Origin of the sequence: Agrobacterium sp. InxBP2 (assembly GCF_026191755.1) — a bacterium.
In the GTDB taxonomy this organism is placed as follows: domain Bacteria; phylum Pseudomonadota; class Alphaproteobacteria; order Rhizobiales; family Rhizobiaceae; genus Agrobacterium; species Agrobacterium pusense.
Window position 1 is genome coordinate 92,854 of sequence record NZ_JAINDY010000036.1, and the last position, 20,828, is coordinate 113,681.

Sequence of the window (20,828 nt, forward strand, 5' to 3'; positions counted from 1 at the left end):
GCGATATGCGTAACATCGCCAGCGAATTTGCACATGCAGCACATGGGAGAACAGCATATGACCGCCCCCTTTAAGAACATCGGTGTCATCGGAGCCGGTCAGATGGGGTGCGGCATCGCACATGTCTCTGCGGTTGCCGGCTACAGGGTTCATATTTACGATCTTTCCAAAGACGGCATCGAGGCCGGCCTTGCCACCATCAACGGCAATCTCGCGCGCCAGGTCACCAACGGCAAGCTTTCCGACGAGGCCCGCAAGCAGGCCCTGGCGCTCATCAGCGGTTCGACCGATGTCAACGATCTAGCACCCATGGACCTCGTCATCGAGGCTGCCACCGAGAACGAAGAGATCAAGCGCAAGATCTATGCGCAGATCTGCCCGGTCCTGAAGCCGGAGGCGCTTCTCGCCACCAACACGTCTTCACTTTCCATCACCCGGCTTGCCTCTGCCACCGACCGTCCGGAACAGTTCATGGGCATCCACTTCATGAACCCGGTGCCGGTCATGAAACTGGTGGAACTGGTGCGCGGCATCGCCACCAATGAAAAGACCTTCGATGCGGCCAAGGACTATGTGCGGACGCTCGAAAAGGCGATCACCGTCGCCGAAGATTTCCCGGCCTTCATCGTCAACCGCATCCTTCTGCCGATGATCAACGAGGCAATCTATACGCTTTATGAGGGCGTTGGCTCCGTGGAAGCCATCGACACCGCCATGCGCCTCGGCGCGAACCACCCGATGGGTCCGCTGCAGCTCGCAGACTTCATCGGCCTCGATACCTGTTTGTCGATCATGCAGGTGCTGCATGACGGCCTGTCCGACAGCAAATACCGCCCTTGCCCGCTGCTGGTCAAATATGTCGAAGCCGGCTGGCTCGGCCGCAAGTCCGGCCGCGGTTTTTATGATTACCGCGGCGAGACGCCGGTTCCGACACGATAGAACCTTCACTGTTCTTTCGTTGCTCCACCGCAGAAGGCAACCGGGCGACAATGCAATCTATACGATTATAAAGTAAGTAGACGCGCAGTGCGTGCGAACCCAAGATCATGCTGTGATTCTTTTGGGGGCTTACATGAAAATTCATATTGCAATGTCTATTGTCGCCATTCTCGCGAGCGGTTGCGTTTCGGAAAATCCGCGGGAGATTGTCAGAAGGGCTGGTTATCTCACGACGGTGCCGCCCAGCACCAGCTTTGGTCCAGGTAACATCGTCTGGAAAAAGACCAATCGATATAACGACAAAGACGATATCTCGCTTGGTTACATCTGCTCTCCGGAATATGTGACGTTCCCTGGCAGCCCTGAAAAAGGGAGGGGCGAAATCAGTGATTTCGGGCGAAAGAAGGATTTCTCCTTCAATGCAGACAATCTGCAGAAACTCGGATTTTCAAGCAGCGCGCAATATGTGAACAACCTGACAATCAGGTTCAGCAATATCGAATATCTCGAATACGGCCTCGACAAACTCGAAGCCATAGAAAGGACGCTGGGGCCGGAGTGCCGCAATATCCTTCGGAAACAACGCAAGAAGCAAAATGCACATATTGTACGTTCTGCTTTCAAGGCGGATCTGGATTACGCCATTACATATAAGGCATCAACCAGCGCCTCCATCAAAGCTGCAATATTGAAGGAAATTGAAGCCGGGTTTGGCATTACCCTTGAAGGCAATCAGGGTCGTGTCGGCCGAGGCCTTTATTACGGTGTATCGGTGGACCCGCTATACTGAGTTTGAAAAGTCTTATCGGCAGTCATTTGACTGCCGATATCAGCGCCTTCGCATCTTCGCTATCCCACGCCGCCGGGCCGTTCATGGCGCCGAGCAGGCACCCGTTTTCGTCCAGCAGCAAGGTTGCGGGCAGGCCAAAGGCGAGGCCTTCCTTTTTGAGAACGTTGAAAACGCCCATGGAACTGTCGCGATAGTGCTTCAGGGAATCGATCTTGTATTCGTCCATGAAGGCTTTCGGCTTTTCATCCCCGCCCGTATCGATGTTAACAGCCACGACTTCAAAGCCGTTACCGCCCTTTTCCTTCTCCAGCGCGTTCAGCGCCGGCATTTCTTCCCGGCAGGGCACGCACCACGTCGCCCAGAGATTGAGCAGCACCGCTTTACCCTTGAGATCGGCAAGGCTCATATCTTTCCCCTCCGGCCCTTTGAAGGAGAGCGGAATAACGCGCGGGGTGTCTGCCGCCGACATAGCCGCCACCTGGCCCTTCAGAAAGGGTTTCAGCGTCGCAATGCGGTTCGCCGCACCTTCACATAAACCGGCGTCGGCCACCGCTGCCCCTTGAACCGGGCCCTCAGACCCAATATGCCTGAACCAGACCGCGCCCGCACCGGCGAGCACACCGGCAACGGCAGCAATTGCAACCAATTTGGCGGAAGGAAGCCTGAATGGCCTTTTCTCTGTCATCGAATACTCCAGGGCATCACACATGGCTGACGGCACAGATCAGAAATCCTCCAACCAGATGTGGGGCGGGCGTTTCGCTTCCGGGCCATCTGCCATCATGGAAGAGATAAATGCCTCCATCGGCTTCGACAAGAAACTTTACGCCCAGGATATCCGCGGCTCTATGGCGCATGCCGCCATGCTGGCATCTAAAGGCATTATTTCGCCTGAAGATAAAGACAAGATCAGCGAAGGCCTGAACACGATCCTGTCAGAGATCGAATCCGGCAGCTTCGAATTCTCCCGCAAGCTCGAAGATATTCACATGAATATCGAAGCGCGGCTTGCCACCCTCATCGGCCCGGCCGCCGGCCGTCTGCACACCGCCCGCTCGCGCAACGACCAGGTGGCGCTCGATTTCCGCCTGTGGGTCAAGGAAGAATTGCAGAAGACCGAAGGCATGCTGACGGCGCTCATCGCTGCCTTCCTCGACCGCGCCGAGGAAAACGCCGATACGGTCATGCCCGGCTTCACGCATTTGCAGACGGCGCAGCCTGTCACCTTCGGCCATCATTGCATGGCCTATGTGGAAATGTTCGGCCGTGACCGCGCCCGCGTACGCCACGCCATCGAGCACATGGACGAAAGCCCGATTGGTGCGGCCGCCCTTGCCGGCACCGGCTATCCGATTGATCGCCACATGACGGCCAAGGCGCTCGGTTTCCGCGAGCCGACCCGCAACTCCATCGACACCGTTTCCGACCGCGATTTCGCGCTGGAATTCCTGTCGATCGCCTCCATCTGCGCCACGCATCTGTCGCGTCTTGCCGAAGAGATCGTCATCTGGTCGACGCCGCAATTTGGTTTCATCCGGCTGTCGGACGCCTTTTCCACAGGCTCGTCGATCATGCCGCAGAAGAAGAACCCTGATGCCGCTGAGCTGGTGCGCGCCAAGACCGGCCGCATCAACGGCTCGCTGATCGCTCTCCTCACCGTGATGAAGGGTCTGCCGCTCGCCTATTCCAAGGACATGCAGGAAGACAAGGAACAGGTTTTCGACGCCGCCGAAAGCCTGGAACTGGCGATCGCCGCCATGACCGGCATGATCCGCGACCTCGAAGTACGCAAGGACCGCATGCGCGCAGCGGCGGGTTCAGGTTATTCCACCGCGACAGATCTGGCCGACTGGCTGGTGCGAGAAGCAGGTCTGCCCTTCCGCGATGCCCACCATGTGACCGGCAATGCCGTGGCGCTGGCGGAAAAGAAAGGCTGCGATCTCGCCGATCTTTCGCTGGAAGAATTGCAGGCCATCCACCCCGGCATCACCAACAGCGTTTTCGATGTTCTTTCGGTGGAAGCATCGGTCGCCAGTCGCACAAGCTTCGGCGGCACGGCTCCTTCGGAGGTGCGCAAACAAATCGCCTGGTGGCGCGGCCGCAACTGACAAAATCACGTTACGCTGCGATCACAAGAAACAGGGTGCACAAGCGCCCTGTTTTTCGTTATCAGAGATGCACATATTTCCTTTGGACAGGCCCATGCTTTCAAAATCCGTGCGCAAACTCATCGTTCCCATCGGCATGACGCTTGCCGTAAGCCTCGCTCTCACCGCCTGCGGGCGCAAGGGCGACATCGATCCGCCGAGCACGCCGGTCGAAATGCGCAACAAGCGCGCCGCCGATGGCAGTGAGCCGAAGCCGGCAACGGCGGAACGGCCCTTCATTCTCGACAAGCTTCTCTGACGGGTAAAAAGCCGTGAACCATTTTGGCTATATCGACGGCGTGCTGCACGCCGAAAACGTGCCCATGCCCGAGATCGCCAAGGCGGTCGGCACGCCCTTCTACGTCTATTCGACCGCAACCCTGGAGCGCCACTACAAGGTGTTCTCAGGTGCGTTTGCGGATGTGGACGCCATGGTCTGTTATGCCATGAAGGCCAATTCCAACCAGGCGGTGCTGAAGACGCTGGCAAAGCTCGGCGCCGGCATCGACGTCGTCTCCGGCGGTGAATTGCGTCGCGCTCTGGCTGCTGGCGTGCCGGCAAACCGCATCATGTTCTCCGGCGTCGGCAAGACGGTTGCGGAAATAGATTATGCGCTGGATGTGGGCATTTATTGTTTCAACATCGAATCCGAGCCGGAGCTGGAAGTCCTCAATCTGCGCGCCATCAAGGCGGGCAAGCGGGCGCATGTCTCCTTCCGCATCAACCCTGATGTGGATGCGCGCACCCACGCCAAGATTTCCACCGGCAAGAAAGAAAACAAGTTCGGCATTTCCTATGAGCGGGCGCGCGCCGTCTATGCCCGTGCCTCAACGCTGCCCGGCATCGAAGTGACCGGCATCGACATGCATATCGGCAGCCAGATCACCGAGTTGCAGCCTTTCGAAGACGCCTTCCGGCTGCTGCGCGAACTCGTCGAGGCCCTGCGAACCGATGGCCACACCATCAGCCATGTCGATATCGGCGGCGGCCTCGGCATTCCCTACCGCGACGACAACAATCCGCCGCCGCTGCCGGATGCCTATGCGCATATCGTCAAGAACGAGTTGAAAAGCCTCGACTGCAAGATCGTCACCGAGCCCGGCCGTCTGATCGTCGGTAATGCCGGCATTCTGGTAACGGAAGTCATCTATGTGAAGGATGGCGGCGAAAAGACCTTTGTAATCGTTGACGGCGCGATGAACGACCTCATCCGTCCGACACTGTATGAGGCCTATCACGGCATCCGCCCGGTGGTGCAACCGGCAGAGGATACGCCGCGCATCAAGGCCGATATCGTCGGCCCGGTCTGCGAAACCGGCGATTATCTGGCGCTGGACCGTGAGATGGCCGCACCGCAACCGGGCGATCTCATCGCCGTCAGTTCCGCTGGCGCCTATGGTGCGGTGCAGGCAGGAACCTATAATTCCCGCCTGCTGGTGCCGGAAGTGCTGGTCAAGGGTGACAAATTCCACGTCATCCGCCCCCGCGGTACGTATGAAGAGCTGATCGCCCTCGATTCCGTGCCCGCCTGGCTCGACTGATCCGCTTGCAGCCGATCACAATTGAGCGAAGCTGCCTAAAAAATGGGGGTGAGGGCTTGGCTGCCCTCGTCTTCGCCACAAAGAATGTTATCCTTGCCTCTGTGATATGGAGAACTCGCCGTTCCGGGAATGGCGTTGACGTGGCCAGAACCGGGAGAACGGATTGATGACCACAGCCGGAGAGGACAGGACAGGCAGAAAGCGCTCCACTGGCGCATTCGTGCAGCGGCCGGACCTTACCCGCCGGGTTGCCGCCAAGCGTTTCTTCGCAAAAATCGTTCTGCTTTCGGAGAAGATCGCCCCGAAAACGCTATGGCCGCTCTCTATTGCCGCTCTGTTTCTGGTGCTTGCCTGGTTCGGCCTTTACCGGCACATGCCGGATTTTCTGCGGCTCGGCGTCGTTTTCGTGCTCGTGTTCGCCTTCATTGCCACTCTCCTGCCGATCGCGCGGCTGAAATGGCCGACTGACAACGACGCTTCCCGCCTTCTCGAAGATCGCAACGGTCTTGCACACCAACCTGTTGGAGTACAGGAAGACGAACCGGCCTTCGACACGCCTTTTTCCAAAACGCTCTGGAAGGAACACCAGATCCGCATGGCGGAGCGTATCGCCGCACTGAATGCCGGTCTGCCGAAGCCCGATATCGCCCGTTATGACCGTCTCGCCCTACGCGCCGTTCCCGCCCTTCTTCTGGCCGCTGCCTTCGGATTTTCCTTTTCCAACGGCGCAGGCACGATTGCCGATGCCTTCCGCAGCCAACCGACCGTGGGTCCGCTCAATCCCGATATTCGACTGGATGCCTGGGTTACGCCGCCCTCTTATACCGGCCGCGCACCGATTTTCCTGACTGGGCGTGACGCGACCAACCGCGACGCGGTTTCCGTGCCGCAGTCCTCCAGGCTGACGATCCGCATGACCGGTGGTGATGGCGGCGAAGAAGTGACCTTCGAACCGGAAATGGCGGGCGCCCTGCAAAAGCTCGCTCCCGAGACAACCCGGGCCGACAGCGCGAGCGGTGATGTCGCGGTTCCGGCGCAGGCTCCTTTGGCGGATCAGCCCTTGGCACCGCGCACCTTCGCGATGGATGTCACCGAAAGCGGCATGATAACCGCCAATGGTGAGCAATGGTTGTTCAATGTCATCCCGGACCAGCCGCCCAGCATCGCCTTCGACAACATGCCGCGCCGCGCCGTCAACGGCGCGCTGGAAATCGGCTTCACCGCCAAGGATGATTACGGGTTGAAGGAAGCTCACGCAATTATTGAGCCTATCGGCGTTGCCGAAGGCGCGACAGCGCTTTACCCGTCGCCGGAATTCAAGCTCGATCTGCCGCGGCAGAACAATCGCGAGATCAAGGGGCTGACCAGCCGCAACCTGACCGAACATCCGATGGCCGGGAAACGCGTGCGTATTACACTGGTGGCGACTGACGGTGCAGGCCAGACCGGCCGCAGCCCTCCGCATGAAATGGTGCTGCCGGGCCGCAATTTCTCCGAACCGCTGGCTGCTTCAATTGCCGAACAGCGGCAGATTTTTTCGCTCGACACACGCCAGATGCCAAAGGCGATCGCCTATAACGAGGCGGTTGGAATGCGTCCGGAAGAGACCATTCCCAACACGACGCATTATCTCCTGCTGCAATCGGCGCAGACCCGCATGCGGCTCGCCTATAATGAGGAAATGCTGAAGGACACGGCGGATTACCTTTGGGAGATCGCACTGGGCATCGAGGATGGTGATCTTTCGCAGGCGGAAAGGCGCCTGCGCGATGCACAGACCGCCCTTTCCGAGGCGCTTCAGCGCAATGCCTCCGATGAAGAAGTGGCCAAGCTCATGCAGGAGCTGCGCGAGGCGATGCAGCAGTTCATGAGCGAGCTTGCGCAACGCATGCAGAATGCGCCGCAAGCCAACATGAACCAACAGGCACAGAACGTGCTGCGCCAACGCGATCTGGAAAACATGATGAACCAGATCGAGAATCTCGCCCGTTCCGGCAATCGCGATGCCGCGCAGGAAATGCTCTCGCAATTGCAGCGCATGATGAACAATCTGCAAGCCGGCCGACCGCAGCGTCAGGGGCAGCAAGGCCAGCAGCAGAGCAGCAAGATGCGCCAGCAGATCGACAAGCTAGGCGAAATCCTGCAGCAGCAGCAGAAGCTGATGGACGAAACCTTCAAGCTGGATCAGGCATTGCGCGACCGGATGCAGCGCGGTGATCCGCAGCAGGGCGGCGAAAGCGACGACCAGCAGATGGGCGAAAACGGCCAGCAACAGCCTCAGGGCCAGCAAGGCCAACAGGGTGAGAATGGCCAACAGGGCGGACAGCAGCAGACTGACCAGATGACCGCCGAGCAATTGCGCGAAGCGCTGAAAAACCTGCGGGCCCAGCAGGATGCCCTCGGCAAGCAGCTCGGCGAATTGCAGCAGGGACTTCGCGATCTCGGCATGGAGCCGGGCGAAAATTTCGGCAAGGCGCAGCAGGAAATGCAGGGCGCCGGTGAGGCGTTGGGCAAGAGCCAGGGTGAACAGGCCGTCGAGGGCCAGGGCAATGCGCTGAATGCGCTGCGCCAGGGCGCACAGGACATGATGGGCCAGATCATGCAGGCCATGCGCCAGCAGGGCCAGCAGCCGGGTCAGGGGCAGGAAGGTATGGCCGGTCAAGGCGGCCAGAACGGCCGCGACCCGCTCGGCCGTCCGCGCAGCACCACCGGCCCTGACTTTGGCGATCAGGTGAAGGTGCCTGACGAAATAGACGTGCAACGCGCCCGCGAGATTCTTGATGCCATCCGCGAAAAGCTCGGCAACAATCCGCCGGGTGAGGTGGAACGGCGTTATCTCGAGCGGTTGCTGGATATCAGGTGAGGGTTCGCACAGGTAATGGTGCGCCTCTTTACATCCTGTTTCAGAAGCTAAAGTTTCCGTCATGCCGGACTTGATCCGGCATCCAGCAGACGCGCGTCTGCGCGGCGGAAAGAGTTCTTTCAGCCCAAGGACTTGGGCTGGCTGGATTCCGGCTCAAGGCCGGAATGACGGAGGTAGGGAACTGCGCTGAGCCAGGGGGCTGACCAACAAAAAAGGCGGCCCGACGGCCGCCCTTTAAATCTCTGCGCCCTTGCCACTCAGGCCGCAAGCGCCCGCGCCACGGCCTTGCGAATATCCGGAAGCGCAAAAGGTTTGGAAACCACGTCCACGATCTTCGTCGCCAGATCATCCGCCCGTTCGCGCTGCTCGGCGTAACCGGTCATCAACAAAATACGCATGGCCGGGAAGCTTTCGGCGGCGCGGTGCGCCAGCTCGATGCCATCCATGACCGGCATGCGGATATCCGAAAGAAGAAGATCGAAACTGGTTTCCTGAAGCTTTTCCAGGCCCTGCTCGCCGTCTGCCGCCTCATGGGTCTCGTGACCGTCGAGACGGAGCGCCCGCGCCACGAAAGAACGCAGCGCATCCTCGTCTTCGGTAATCAGAATCTTCGCCATTACTCATTGCTCCTGGGCATCATTTCCAGCCGTGAGCAACATCGCAGGCTCCTCTTTTCAAGAGGTAAACACCCAGGCTTTGGCTGGGTGAATGGTTAATGAGGCGTCTCTTCGCTGTGCCGTTCCGGCACGGGAAAACTGCTCAGGCGTCGCCGGTGACAACGCCGACGAAGGGCAGCTCGCGGAACGCATAAGCGACATCCATGCCGTAACCCACCACGAAATAATCAGGACATTCGAAACCGACATAATCGGCTTCCAGATCTTCCTTGCGCTTGACTTTCTTGTCGAGAAGCACGGCGATGGTGACGTTGCGAGCGCCACGTTCGTAAAGAAGTTCCTTGGCGAAGCGCAGCGTGCGGCCGGATTCGAGAATGTCGTCAATCAGCAGGACGTCGCGGTCTTTCACGTCGCTGTCGATATCCTTGACGATCCTCACGCCCTGCGAGACCGTGCCGGTGCCATAGCTCGACAGCGTAATGAATTCGACTTCGGGGGCAAGACCACTGTCATGCAGCGCGCGGATAAGGTCGGCCGCGAAAATGAACGATCCCTTGAGCACGGCAATGACGAGCAGATCCTTGGTCGGGCCGCTGGCAATGTGCTTGGCCATGTCGCGATTGCGCTCTGCAATCTGCTCGGCGGTATAAAGCGGCTCGATGTTTTTTCCACGGACGACGGGCATTCATACTCCTGTGCTGCGCCTTGCCGATTTTACCTTTCAGTAAAAATAGAAGACAGGCGTTAGCACAGTCAGCGTCCGGACGCACCCGCCTCAACGAAGGAAAGCTTGATCTCGGGCGTTTTTCCACCGGGATGGCGCAGTTTTGCCGAAAAACCGTGGCTGAAACCGGGCTGCATCTGTTTAACCGGCGGTTCAATGACCATGCTGGCCACCAGTTGTCCCTTGGCGGCAAAAAGGTCGGCGCGAAGGGCCGGCACCTCTTCAAGCTTGCCGCCGTTGTTCTCCACGATGCCATTGATGAGCAGGATATCCATACCGCCCGCCTCCTGCGGCGTCACGGTGACATGGGAAATGGCGAGGGGGCTGACCGACGCTGCTACAGCGGTCTTTTCCGGCACCACCACGGAGAGGCCGCCTGAACAGACAAAAACAAGAATGGCGAGCCCCGCCACCAGCGCGGAATAAGCGTCCGCCGAAAGGAGGGATAATCTGCGATCCAGCCAGCCGATGAAGGCGAGGCCGAGCACACCGATGGTGACAGGTGGTTTTGCACCGTCCAGGGGCCTCGCGCCGCGATTGTCGTTTCCGGGCTGGCGCGGACGGTTTTCCTTGATGGTGACAAATTCCGCGTCTACCACGTCAACTGTCGGGTTTGCCGTCCGCGCCGTGCGGCGCAGCGGCGTCTCCGGCATCAGGAGGTCAAAATCGAATGCCGCTTGCCGGCGAGATGAACGGAACATAGCCATAGAATTCCTTGGGTGAGGTTTTCCGGCCCGCAAAACTGGGCATTGCAACGAATCCTGCCAAGTTTTAAATTTAAATGGTTAATGCTTCGCAAAAACCGCTCGCCGGGCGTCCCGAACCGGGGTAGACCGCGCCCTCCGGCTTCATCCCAGCGGCTTGCGAACCACCACGAAACGAAGAGACTGGAAGTCCGTTGATCCATTTCGAAAATGTCGGGTTGCGTTACGGCATGGGACCCGAAATCCTGAGGGACATGACCTTCGATATTCCCAAAGGGTCGTTCCAGTTTCTGACCGGCCCCTCGGGTGCCGGCAAGACAACGCTCCTGCGCCTGCTACTGATGTCGCTGCAGCCGACCCGCGGCAATATCCGCATGTTCAATCGCGATGTGTCACGCATTCCGCGCAGCGAGCTGCCGATGTTGCGCCGACGCGTCGGCATCGTGTTTCAGGATTTCCGGCTGCTTGATCATCTGACGACCTATGAGAATGTCGCCCTGCCGCTGCGCGTGCGTGGCAAGGAAGAAAGCGCCTATCGCAACGACGTGATCGAGCTTCTGAAATGGGTTGGGCTCGGCGAGCGTGTCAACGTGCTGCCGGCGATCCTTTCCGGCGGCGAGAAGCAGCGCGCCGCCATTGCCCGCGCGCTGATGGACCAGCCGGAAATATTGCTGGCCGACGAGCCGACCGGCAATGTCGATCCGCCGATGGCCAAGCGCCTTCTCAACCTGTTTCTGGAACTCAACCGGCTGGGCACCGCCGTCGTTATCGCCACCCATGACTTCGGCCTGATGGACCAGATCGATGCGCGCCGGATGATCCTGACCGAAGGGCGGCTCGACATCTATGAATGAGATCACCCGCAAACCGTTGAAGCCGGAAGCGGCGCAGCCGAAGCGTCCGCCCATGCGCATCCGCCCGATGGCACCCATTCTGCCGCCCTCCAACATTCAGGGCAATGCGCTGATGGTGGTCATCGCCATCATGGCTTTTCTCGCCTGCCTCACGCTCGGCGCCGTTTCCATGGTGCGCGCCACCGCCGCCACGTGGCAGAGCCAGATTTCCCGTGAGATCACCATCCAGATCAAACCCGAGGACGGGCTGGACATGAATGCAGCGCTGAACAAGGCGCGCAATCTGGCGCTCACCTTCGTCGGCACCCGCGATGGCACCATTCTTGACGATGCGGCGACATCACGCCTGCTGGAGCCGTGGCTCGGCAGCGGGCTCGATCTCTCCGAACTTCCCATACCGCGTCTCGTCGTCATCACCATCGATGAAAACAATCCGCCCGATTTCCATGCGATGCGGGATATGCTGAAGGCCGAGATTCCACAGGCATTTCTGGACGACCATCGCACCTGGGTCGACCGGCTCGTTTCCATGGCAAGAACCACTGTCATGATCGGCGTTGGCGTCCTCGTTCTCGTGTTCACAGCCATGGTACTGACCGTCGTATTTGCCACCCGCGGCGCGCTTTCCGGCAACCGGCACATTGTTGAGGTGCTGCATTTTGTCGGCGCGGAGAGCAGCTTCGTGGCGCGGGAATTCCAGAAACACTTCCTGAAGATCAGCCTCAAGGGCGCGGCGGCGGGCAGTGCGCTGGCGGCCGCCGTGTTCCTCGTCGCCGGTTTCTGGCAGTCGAGCACCGTCGCCACCCCCCAGAGCGACCAGGCAAGCGCGCTTTTTGGCTCCTTTTCCGTCGGCCTTGGCGGTTATTTCGGCATTGCGATGACGATGATCATCATCGCGCTTCTCACCACCATCACCGCACGCGTCACCGTCATCCGCACCATCGACGATATCGATCGTGTCCGGTCCGATCCGTCGAAAAGCGACGGCCTGGCATCGTGATGACACGATGAATCTAGCGGAAAAACTGAAACCGTCACGAACGGGATGTAACCTGCGGACGGTGGACAAAAATGCCTGTTCCTTGCCTTAATCGGCGAGTAATCAGGAGGAATGTTTGTGAGTCGGACGGACCAGGATCAGGCAGCGACGCGACCGGCCCGAAAGGGGCTTTTGGCGCGGCGTGGTCCATTGCGCCGTTTTATCCGCGGCCTCATCCTGCTCTGCGTCATCGCGCTCGGCGCATTTTCCGGTGGTTTCCTGTGGTTTGCGGATTCTGTCGCCTCGATGCGCCCGCCCGAGGGTGCCAGAGGCGATGCCATCATCGTGCTCACTGGCGGTTATCAGCGCATCGAACAGGCGGTCGGCCTTCTGAGAGACGGCGTGGGAAAACGGCTTTTGATTTCAGGCGTCAACCCGGCCACAACCCGCTCGCAGATACGCAAGATGACGCAAGGGTCGTCCGACATGTTCACCTGCTGCGTGGACATGGGCTACAAGGCGATAGATACGATCGGTAACGCCAATGAGGCGGCGAGCTGGATACGCGATCACAACTACTCTTCCATCGTGGTCGTCACAAATAATTATCACATGCATCGCAGCCTTCATGAATTGCGCAGTGCCAGCCCACACACACAATTCATCGCCTATCCCGTCATCAGCGCCGATCTTGCCCGCACGAACTGGTTCGTGGAACCGGATGTGGTGAGAACCATGCTTTATGAATATCTGAAATTCGTGGCGGCGGCCGGACGTGACCTGACGGGCTTCGGCAAGGGCGATGGCCTGCGCAAGGCCACTGCCGATCACACTGCACCTAAAGTCACTGCAGCTTCCTCATAAGCATCCAGAAACACGCTTGCTGCCGCCCCTTGTTTTCGTGTAGGCGTCTGACATCGGCATCCGGCATCGAAACGCTAAAGACTTCGAACCGGCTGCGTCCCGGGAAGGCTGTTGATGCTCAAGCTGCGCTCTTTTCTTTTCAATACGCTGTTTTATCTCAACCTGATTGTCCGCATGATCGTGCTGACGCCGATCTATTTTATCCTGCCACGCAAGATCGCCTACGAAATCCCGAAGAACTGGGCGCGCTCCAATCACTGGCTGATGAAAACCATCGTCGGCACCACCTTCGAGATCGAAGGGCTGGAAAACATTCCAGAGACTGGCTGCATCTTCGCACCGAAGCACCAGTCCTTCTGGGACACCTATGCGCTGCTGCCCAACCTTCCCGATCCGGTCTACATTCTAAAGCGCGAACTTTTGTGGATCCCGCTGTTCGGCTGGTACGCGATGAAACAGAGGATGATCCCGGTCAACCGCGCCGCACGCGGCAAGGTGATGCTGAAGGTGATGGAGCGCGCGAAAGAGGAAATGGCCGCGGGGCGCGAACTCATCATCTATCCCGAAGGGACACGCCGGCCGCCGGGCGCCGAGCCTGAATATCGTTACGGCATCGCGAGGCTGTACCGTGACCTTCAGGTTCCGGTCATTCCCGTCGCCATGCATCCGGGCCTCTTCTGGCCGCGCCGTTCCACCATGCGGTATCCCGGCCATTTCAAGGTGCGTATCCTGACCGCCATCGAACCAGGGCTCGACCCCGATGTGTTCTTCAAGCGCCTGATCGATGTCACGGAAAAGGCGAGCGACGAATTGCTGCTGGAAACCGTGCGCAACAATCCGCATTTGCCCTTGCCGCCGACTGCGGTGAAGCGGATTGCCGAACTTCAGGGCAAGGAATCAACGGCTGGCTGAGCGACAAGCGCGCCGACATTGGCAGCGATGCTCTCCAGCAAGGAATCGCGTATGCCCATGTCCTGCAGATGCTGCACGGTGTTGAAGACGTAATCCGTGTTCGGACCGGAGCGACCGGCCGCAGCCGCGATGATGACAGCCGATTCGGCAACGCCGAGACCGCCGATATATTGCTCATGCGCGGGATCGGCCACATAGGTCACGGCGCTGCCGCGCCGGCCGTCGGAAAGCGCGATCGAAACCACCCGCTCCTTGTAAACGTTCGTCACCAGTTCGCGCTCACGCAGATAGGCCATGACGGGATCATGATCCTTGCCCCGCACGCGAAAAGCGACGCCAAGACATGAGCCACCGCGTTCCAGCCCGAGAACGAGGCCGGGCTTTTCTTCCGTGCCTCTGTAAAAATTGGAGCTGATGCAGAGCGAGCGCCGATAACCGTGCAATCGTGCCTGCTGCCTCTCCTCAAAGGCGAAGCCAGGGTTCCACATTAACGAACCGTAGCCAAAGACCCAAAAATCGTCCATATCCCAAGCCAAATCAAAATTCCCTGAAGTCTGTTCATCGGAGATCAATATGGCAGCGTCAAGCCAATCCGGCACGGCCAAAAAATTCCTCTGGCTCGCCATCGCCATCCTCGTGGTTATCGGACTTTATACCGCCGGGTGGTTTTACGCCGCCGACAGGCTGAAGCAGACTGTCCTGAACGTGATTTCCCCCTCGCAGGCCCGCAGCGTCAGCGGCGAATGCAGCGATATCGCCTTCAAGGGTTATCCCTTTCGCATCGGCCTCTTCTGCGCGAAGGTGACGGTGGATGACAGCCAGAACGGCGTCTCCGCCTCCTTTGGCGAATTGCGCTCGGCGGCACAGGTCTACAATCCCGGCCATATCGTCTGGGAACTCGATTCGCCTGCGGAAATCCGCTCGGCCCACGGCCTGACCATTTCGGCGGAATGGAAGAACATGCAGTCCAGCATCGTCACCAGGCTGAAGGGCATTGACCGCAGTTCACTCATCATCGATGGGCTAAAGGCGCAGGCGGTTTCCTCGGTCACCGGCCAGACCATCGACTTCGATGCCGTCAAGACGGAGATGCACCTGCGCCAGAACGGCGCCGATCTCGATGGCGCGATCACGCTCACGGACTCCGCGACCGTCATCAAGGACTGGCCGCAGATTCTTCCGCGCCTCAACGCCATTGCCGATGTCACACTCGCCGGCAAAGCGGGCATGGTGGATGGCAGCGATACAGCTGGCCTTTATGGCGCAAGCGGCGAGCTTCGCCGGCTGGTCGCCGATATCGGCGAAGGCCGTGTCATGCGCATCAGCGGCCCCTTCTCCTTCGATAACGAGGGTTATCTCTCCGGCAAGTTCAAGCTGGAGATCGAAAAGCTCGGCGCGTGGTCTGACAATGCCAAGCAGGCGTTTCCACAGCTGCAATCCACCATCGACACGGCGCGCAAGCTGCTCGGCGCACTCGCCGGCGGCGGTGACAGGGCGTCCGTCGATCTCGTAGTGGACCGCGGCCGCGCCACGATCAGCGGCTTTATCCCGCTGGGCAAGATTCCGCCGATCTGAGGGTTAGCCCGTAATCGACGTCATCCTTGGGACAAGCCCGAGGATGACGAAAGCAAGGCTTTGACACTTTACCAGCGGTTTGATGGCCGGATCAAATCCGGCCAAGACTGTCGCCAGCGGCGCCCTACTTCTTCTGATCCAGCGCGTGACGACCGAAGTCGGGCGCATCGACGTCCTGACCTGCCTGCACGATGGAGCGACGAATAGCGCGGGTGCGCGAGAACAGCTCGAACAGTTTGTCGCCCTCTCCCCAGCGAATCGCTCTTTGCAGGGAGGCGAGATCCTCGGAAAACCGGGCCAGCATCTCAAGGATGGCGTCCTTGTTGTGCAGGCAGACGTCGCGCCACATGGTAGGATCGGAGGCGGCCAGACGTGTGAAGTCGCGGAAACCGGAGGCAGAATATTTGATGACTTCCGATTCGGTCACCGTCTCCAGATCATCCGCGGTGCCGACGATGTTGTAGGCGATGATATGCGGCAGATGCGAAACAATGGCCAGAACCTTGTCGTGGTGTTCGGCATCCATTTCATCCACGCGCGAACCGAGCGCCCGCCAGAAATCCTTCAGCTTTTCCAGCGCCGCCGCGTCCGTGCCCGGCAGCGGGGTGAAGATGCACCAGCGGTCGCGGAAGAGGCCGGCAAAACCGGCATCCGGGCCGGATTTTTCCGTACCTGCCAGCGGATGGCCGGGAATGAAATGCACGTTGTCAGGCATATGCGGCGCCATCTGTGCGATGACCGAAGCCTTGGTGGAACCCACATCGGTAACGATGGCGCCCGGTTTCAGATGCGGTGCGATCTGCCGCGCCACGCTTTCAGACGCGCCGACAGGCACGGAAACGATGACGAGATCGGCATCCTTCACCGCTTCCGCCGCCGAGACGGTATAATCCGTGCCAAGCGCCAGTTCTTCCGCCCGTTTCAGTGTATCTTCGCTGCGGGTGGAAATAATCACATGGCGGGCGAGCCCCAGTTCCTTGATGTCCCGGGCAATGGACGAGCCGATCAGGCCGATGCCGATCAGCGCGATGCGTTCAAACATGATCTCAGCCATCAAGCCCGCCCCATGAACTCGGTGAGAGCAGCGATGACGCCAAGATTGGCCTCTTCCGAACCGATGGTCATTCTGAGCGCATTGGGGAAACCGTAACCGCGCACCGCACGCAGAATGTACCCGCGGCGGCTCAGGAACTCGTCAGCGTCCGTTGCCCGCTTGCCGTCCTGATCCGGAAAATGGATGAGGATGAAGTTGGTGACTGACGGCGTGACGGTGAGGCCGAGGCCGGTAAAGGTCGTGACCAGCTTTTCCATCCACACCGCGTTGTGCGCCACGGCTTTTTCGACGAAAGCCTGATCGCGGATGGCAGCGGCACCCGCTGCGATGGCCGGCGCGCTCATGTTGAACGGCCCGCGCACACGGTTCAGCGCGTCGACGATGGCGGCCGGACCATACATCCAGCCCACGCGCAGGGCGGCAAGGCCATAGACCTTCGAGAAGGTCCGGGTCATCACCACGTTGCGGTTGCCGGAAACCAGTTCCAGCCCGGCCTCATAGTCGTTCTTGCGCACATATTCGGCATAGGCCGCATCCAGCACCAGCAGAACATGTTTCGGCAGGGCGGCCTGCAGGCGGCGAATTTCCGCAACCGGAACATAGGTGCCGGTGGGATTGCCGGGATTGGCGATGAACACCATTTTGGTCTTCGGCGTCACGGCGGCGAGGATCGCGTCCACATCGACAGCGCAATCCTTTTCCTTCACCGTCACCGGTGTCGCGCCCGCACCCATGATCTGAATCTTGTAGACGAGGAAACCGTGTTCGGTGATGATCGCCTCATCGCCCGCACCCAGATAGACGTGGCAAAGCAGGCCGAGAAGCTCGTCCGAGCCGTTGCCGCACAGGATATTCGCGATGTTAAGGCCATGCACGTCGGCAATGGCCTGCCGCAACGCAATCGCCTGCCCGTCCGGATAGATTTCCAGATGGCTGGCCGCCGCACCGAAAGCCTCGATGGCTTTCGGGCTTGGCCCGAGCGGGGTTTCATTGGAGGAGAGCTTATAAACCTTCGCAACGCCATCCACATGCTCCTTGCCCGGAACATAAGCGGCGATATCCAGAATACCCGGACGCGGAACAGGTTGGCTAAGCTCTGCACTCATTTGATCGACCTTTGGAAAGCGCCGGAGAACCCGGCAAAAGCAATGCCGGAGGCATTAGACCGGAACGGTCGCTTTGTCGAGGGTCAGCGCGGCTTTCCTTGGCTTGCGGCCGCGCGGGTGGTGGGCACCCCCTGTGGCGCGAGAACGGGCACGAAAACCCGGCGCGAGGCGCGCTGGGTCACTGGCAATCCCTGATAGAGACGTTTTTGCGCTTCCACCACGATGACGCCGGAAAACAGCGGCCAGAGACGACGGCCGGTATGTTCGAGGTAACGGCGGAATTTCAGCACCGGCCGGCTTGTGGTGGGCGGAAAGAACAGCGCCTCGGCGGTGGCGCCCGGCGTGAAATTGGTTTCGCGCAACAGCGCCGTCAGCTGCCCGCGCGAATAGGGCCGGCCGGAACCGAAAGGCGTGTGTTCCATGCGCGCCCAGACGCCGCGGCGGTTCGGCACCACGATGACCAGGCGGCCGCCCGGCGCCAGTACCCGCCATAGTTCCTTGAGGCTTTCCCGCGGATTTTCGGCAAATTCCAGCGCATGCACCATGAGAACCCGGTCTATCGACGAATCGGGCAGCGGCAATTCCTCATCGAACACCAGCGCGGTGGAGGAAAGCTCTCCCGCCGGCCAGTTCACCGCCCCCTGCCCGGCCGGCATGAAGGCGAAGGTGCGCTCCGTATCGCGGCGGAACCGGTCCAGAAACGGCACGGCATAACCGAGGCCCACCAGCCGCTCTTCCGGCAAGGGGGGCCACAGCGTCGAAAGCGCCATGGTGATCGCCTGCTCGGCAGAGCGGCCAAGCGGAGAATGATAGAATTCGCGCAGATCGACGATATCGGTATTCATGGGCGAGAATGTAGCATCAGGCGGTTGGACTTCAAGGCGTCTGCCCTTACATTGGAAGTCGGTTGGGAAAGTCAGGCAGGCGAATGCGCCGGTTTTGGCCGGCAAATGGAGAGGATACGATGAAACCTTTGGAAATAGACGTCTTTCTTTGCCGCAGCGACAATTTCGGGGTTCTGTTGCACGACCCCGAAAGCGGGGCGACTGCCGCCATCGACGCGCCGGAAGAAGGCCCTATCCTGCACGCTCTCGACGGCCACGGCTGGAAGCTCACCCATATTTTCACCACGCATCACCATCAGGACCATGTGGAAGCCAATCTTGCGCTGAAAGACAAGTTTCAGTGCGAAATTTACGGCCCTTACGATGAGGCCGTGGCCATACCGGGGCTCGACCGCTCGCAGGCCGATGGCGACGAATTCGAATTCGCCGGCCGCCGCGTTCAGATCATCGCCACACCCGGCCATACGGCGGGGCATATCTGTTATTATATGCCGGATGACGGGCTGCTGTTTGCCGCTGATACGCTGTTTGCCATGGGCTGCGGCCGCCTTTTCGAACGCCCGGCGGCGGATATGTGGCATTCCTTCCAGAAGCTGATGGCTTTGCCGGATGAGACCAAGGTCTATTTCGGCCATGAATACACGCTGAGCAATGCCCGCTTTGCCCTGACCGTCGACCCCGATAATGCCGCGCTGCGTGACCGCGCGGAAAAGGTGGAAAAGGCACGGCAGGCGAATGAATTCACGATTCCCACCACCATCGGGCTCGAAAAACAGACCAACCCCTATATGCGGGTGGCGGATACCGGCATTCGCAAAAATCTTGGTCTGGAAAGCGCCACCGATGCCGACGTCTTCGCGGAAATCCGCACGCGCAAGGATAATTTCTGATGGGAACGGATATATCTGCGCAGGCGATCATTCGTGAACTGGGACTCGAGCCGCATCCCGAGGGCGGTTTTTACTACCAGACTTTCCGTGACAAGGCCGGCGGCGATCGCGGTCATTCGACGGCCATTTATTATCTCCTGGAAAAAGGCGATCGCTCGCACTGGCATCGGGTAACCGATGCGGTGGAAGTCTGGCACTATTATGCCGGCGCGCCGATCGCGCTGCATCTTTCGCAGGATGGCCGGGAAGTGCAGACCTTCACGCTCGGCCCTGCCATTCTGGAAGGCGAGCGCCCGCAGGTCATCGTTCCCGCCAATTGCTGGCAGTCGGCCGAAAGCCTCGGTGATTATACCCTCGTCGGCTGCACCGTCTCGCCGGGCTTTGCCTTTTCGAGTTTCGTCATGGCCGAACCCGGCTGGTCGCCTGGGGATGCGCAGTAACTTTCAGAGCAATGCTGGCAGCGGGATGAGGAGGCAAAGCGAGAGCTTGCCCTCTCATCCGACCCTTCGGGCCACCCTCTCCCTGGCGGCGAGAAAAAATACGCCGCAACGTCTGCTTTTCTTACACTACCATCAGCCTTAGTCAGCCGCCGTATTTCGTGGCGGTGATGTAGACCTGTCCCACCCGCGTCGGGATGATCGCATAAACGGGCGCATAGACATCCATGTTGTTCGACTTGGCGAACCAGATCTCCATCGAAATGGATTTCAGATATTCGATATCCTTGCGCCCCTGCCGGTAACCCGACTTCGGCACATAACGCGCCTTGCAGACGATGGCATCGCCATTAAAACCATTGGTCTTGAACGGCTTGGTGCCGCTGGAGCTCAAAACGAGATCGAGTCGCGATTCGCCGTCATAGATCGGCAGGCGAGTCGGGCAGATGCGGCCGCCCGCGGGAATGATGAGACCGGAAATCGGATCGAGAACCGAGCGCAGGTCGCGGTCTTTCACATCAACCCAATTGTCCGGCCGTGTCTTCGGCTCCGGTTTCACCGTCGTCGATGTCACGTTGCCGTTGCGATAGACGACGTCATAGGTGCGCACGCGTTTGCCGTCCTTATAGACCAGCGAATACTCGTTGGCCTGCAGCCGGTGGCCACGCCTGGCGCCGGAAACGGTCGTCTTGCCGGAAATATCCTTGAGAATGCTGGCAAGACCGGCGGCACTGAAGGACCCGGAGATCGAATAATTTGGTCCATCCATGCGAGTCGAAAAACTCGCTTTGGCAATCGGCAAAATGCCGAGATTGATGCTGTATTCGCTTGTGTGGCGCGCTTCGGCAGCGAGCGAGGGGGAGACACCCGCTAACGCCATTGTCGCGGCCACGAAAATGCTTTTTCCTCTGGCAATCATTTCGATATCACCTTAAAAGAGGCGCGGAAGCGGCCTTATCGGGCGATGATATACGCCGACTTGTGGCA

The 20,828-nt window shown here is 59.6% G+C and carries 22 protein-coding genes; 13 read left to right on the forward strand and 9 right to left on the reverse strand.

Annotated features, from left to right (window positions below):
• Positions 1–57: 57 nt before the first annotated feature.
• Positions 58–939, forward strand: coding sequence for a 3-hydroxybutyryl-CoA dehydrogenase (locus K7A42_RS24645; protein ID WP_004445632.1), 882 nt, complete (start codon positions 58–60; stop codon positions 937–939).
• Positions 940–1,072: 133 nt separating this feature from the next.
• Positions 1,073–1,729 (forward strand): hypothetical protein, encoded by a 657-nt coding sequence (locus K7A42_RS24650; RefSeq protein ID WP_107340918.1) that lies wholly within the window; start codon positions 1,073–1,075, stop codon positions 1,727–1,729.
• A gap of 22 nt (positions 1,730–1,751) precedes the next feature.
• Here the strand turns inward: K7A42_RS24650 and tlpA are convergent, their stop codons facing one another.
• The gene (gene tlpA / locus K7A42_RS24655; RefSeq protein ID WP_072493436.1) at positions 1,752–2,414 is read right to left on the reverse strand and encodes a thiol:disulfide interchange protein TlpA; all 663 of its coding nucleotides are present in this window, start codon (positions 2,412–2,414) and stop codon (positions 1,752–1,754) included.
• 22 nt (positions 2,415–2,436) lie between these two features.
• Between tlpA and argH the strand changes: the two genes are divergently transcribed.
• The 4 genes from argH to K7A42_RS24675 all read left to right on the forward strand — a co-directional run bounded on the left by argH (position 2,437) and on the right by K7A42_RS24675 (position 8,280).
• Positions 2,437–3,837: an argininosuccinate lyase gene (argH, locus tag K7A42_RS24660; RefSeq protein WP_174151318.1), complete on the forward strand. Its 1,401-nt coding sequence runs from the start codon at positions 2,437–2,439 to the stop codon at positions 3,835–3,837.
• A 94-nt stretch (positions 3,838–3,931) separates the two neighbouring features.
• Positions 3,932–4,135 (forward strand): LPS translocon maturation chaperone LptM, encoded by a 204-nt coding sequence (gene lptM, locus K7A42_RS24665; RefSeq protein WP_072493217.1) that lies wholly within the window; start codon positions 3,932–3,934, stop codon positions 4,133–4,135.
• 13 nt (positions 4,136–4,148) lie between these two features.
• The gene (gene lysA / locus K7A42_RS24670; RefSeq protein ID WP_282456068.1) at positions 4,149–5,417 is read left to right on the forward strand and encodes a diaminopimelate decarboxylase; all 1,269 of its coding nucleotides are present in this window, start codon (positions 4,149–4,151) and stop codon (positions 5,415–5,417) included.
• Between the two features lie 166 nt (positions 5,418–5,583).
• Positions 5,584–8,280, forward strand: a complete 2,697-nt coding sequence (locus K7A42_RS24675) for a TIGR02302 family protein (RefSeq protein WP_282456069.1) — start codon at positions 5,584–5,586, stop codon at positions 8,278–8,280.
• A 257-nt stretch (positions 8,281–8,537) separates the two neighbouring features.
• Here K7A42_RS24675 and K7A42_RS24680 read toward each other — a convergent pair whose 3' ends face one another.
• The 3 genes from K7A42_RS24680 to K7A42_RS24690 all read right to left on the reverse strand — a co-directional run bounded on the left by K7A42_RS24680 (position 8,538) and on the right by K7A42_RS24690 (position 10,322).
• Positions 8,538–8,897: a response regulator gene (locus K7A42_RS24680; protein WP_004445642.1), complete on the reverse strand. Its 360-nt coding sequence runs from the start codon at positions 8,895–8,897 to the stop codon at positions 8,538–8,540.
• 142 nt (positions 8,898–9,039) lie between these two features.
• Positions 9,040–9,582 (reverse strand): hypoxanthine phosphoribosyltransferase, encoded by a 543-nt coding sequence (hpt, locus tag K7A42_RS24685; RefSeq protein WP_004445644.1) that lies wholly within the window; start codon positions 9,580–9,582, stop codon positions 9,040–9,042.
• 68 nt (positions 9,583–9,650) lie between these two features.
• On the reverse strand, positions 9,651–10,322 hold the full coding sequence (locus K7A42_RS24690; RefSeq protein ID WP_135855560.1) for a DUF3426 domain-containing protein: 672 nt from the start codon (positions 10,320–10,322) through the stop codon (positions 9,651–9,653).
• A gap of 197 nt (positions 10,323–10,519) precedes the next feature.
• Between K7A42_RS24690 and ftsE the strand changes: the two genes are divergently transcribed.
• From ftsE to K7A42_RS24710, 4 genes are all read left to right on the forward strand, one after another.
• On the forward strand, positions 10,520–11,179 hold the full coding sequence (gene ftsE, locus K7A42_RS24695; RefSeq protein ID WP_004445648.1) for a cell division ATP-binding protein FtsE: 660 nt from the start codon (positions 10,520–10,522) through the stop codon (positions 11,177–11,179).
• Entirely contained in the window at positions 11,172–12,179 is a 1,008-nt protein-coding gene (locus K7A42_RS24700) for a cell division protein FtsX (protein ID WP_282456070.1), read from the forward strand. The genes ftsE and K7A42_RS24700 overlap by 8 nt, the downstream gene beginning before the upstream one ends.
• 111 nt (positions 12,180–12,290) lie before the next feature.
• A complete protein-coding gene (locus tag K7A42_RS24705) occupies positions 12,291–13,022 on the forward strand; it encodes a YdcF family protein (protein WP_035209126.1) in 732 nt (243 codons plus the stop codon).
• A gap of 114 nt (positions 13,023–13,136) precedes the next feature.
• Positions 13,137–13,934: a lysophospholipid acyltransferase family protein gene (locus tag K7A42_RS24710; protein ID WP_282456071.1), complete on the forward strand. Its 798-nt coding sequence runs from the start codon at positions 13,137–13,139 to the stop codon at positions 13,932–13,934.
• Here K7A42_RS24710 and K7A42_RS24715 read toward each other — a convergent pair.
• Positions 13,907–14,458 (reverse strand): gamma-glutamylcyclotransferase, encoded by a 552-nt coding sequence (locus K7A42_RS24715; protein ID WP_004445654.1) that lies wholly within the window; start codon positions 14,456–14,458, stop codon positions 13,907–13,909. The genes K7A42_RS24710 and K7A42_RS24715 overlap by 28 nt on opposite strands.
• A 49-nt stretch (positions 14,459–14,507) precedes the next feature.
• On the opposite strand from K7A42_RS24715, the gene K7A42_RS24720 reads away from it, so the two are divergent.
• A complete protein-coding gene (locus tag K7A42_RS24720; RefSeq protein ID WP_004445657.1) occupies positions 14,508–15,509 on the forward strand; it encodes a DUF2125 domain-containing protein in 1,002 nt (333 codons plus the stop codon).
• A gap of 124 nt (positions 15,510–15,633) precedes the next feature.
• On the opposite strand, the gene K7A42_RS24725 is transcribed toward K7A42_RS24720, so the two are convergent.
• The 3 genes from K7A42_RS24725 to K7A42_RS24735 form a co-directional block, all read right to left on the reverse strand.
• Positions 15,634–16,563: a prephenate/arogenate dehydrogenase family protein gene (locus K7A42_RS24725; protein WP_034497228.1), complete on the reverse strand. Its 930-nt coding sequence runs from the start codon at positions 16,561–16,563 to the stop codon at positions 15,634–15,636.
• Positions 16,563–17,669, reverse strand: a complete 1,107-nt coding sequence (gene hisC / locus K7A42_RS24730; protein ID WP_006697142.1) for a histidinol-phosphate transaminase — start codon at positions 17,667–17,669, stop codon at positions 16,563–16,565. The genes K7A42_RS24725 and hisC overlap by 1 nt, the downstream gene beginning before the upstream one ends.
• Positions 17,670–17,752: 83 nt before the next feature.
• Positions 17,753–18,514: a class I SAM-dependent methyltransferase gene (locus K7A42_RS24735; protein WP_004445660.1), complete on the reverse strand. Its 762-nt coding sequence runs from the start codon at positions 18,512–18,514 to the stop codon at positions 17,753–17,755.
• A 119-nt stretch (positions 18,515–18,633) separates the two neighbouring features.
• Here K7A42_RS24735 and gloB point away from each other — a divergent pair, with 119 nt between their 5' ends.
• On the forward strand, positions 18,634–19,404 hold the full coding sequence (gloB, locus tag K7A42_RS24740; RefSeq protein ID WP_006697143.1) for a hydroxyacylglutathione hydrolase: 771 nt from the start codon (positions 18,634–18,636) through the stop codon (positions 19,402–19,404).
• Complete coding sequence (locus tag K7A42_RS24745; protein WP_006697144.1) at positions 19,404–19,844, forward strand: cupin domain-containing protein; 441 nt, start codon at positions 19,404–19,406, stop codon at positions 19,842–19,844. Before gloB ends, K7A42_RS24745 begins: the two co-directional genes overlap by 1 nt.
• Positions 19,845–19,986: 142 nt before the next feature.
• On the opposite strand, the gene K7A42_RS24750 is transcribed toward K7A42_RS24745, so the two are convergent.
• Positions 19,987–20,760, reverse strand: coding sequence for a DUF3108 domain-containing protein (locus tag K7A42_RS24750; protein ID WP_004445663.1), 774 nt, complete (start codon positions 20,758–20,760; stop codon positions 19,987–19,989).
• Between the last annotated feature and the right edge of the window lie 68 nt (positions 20,761–20,828).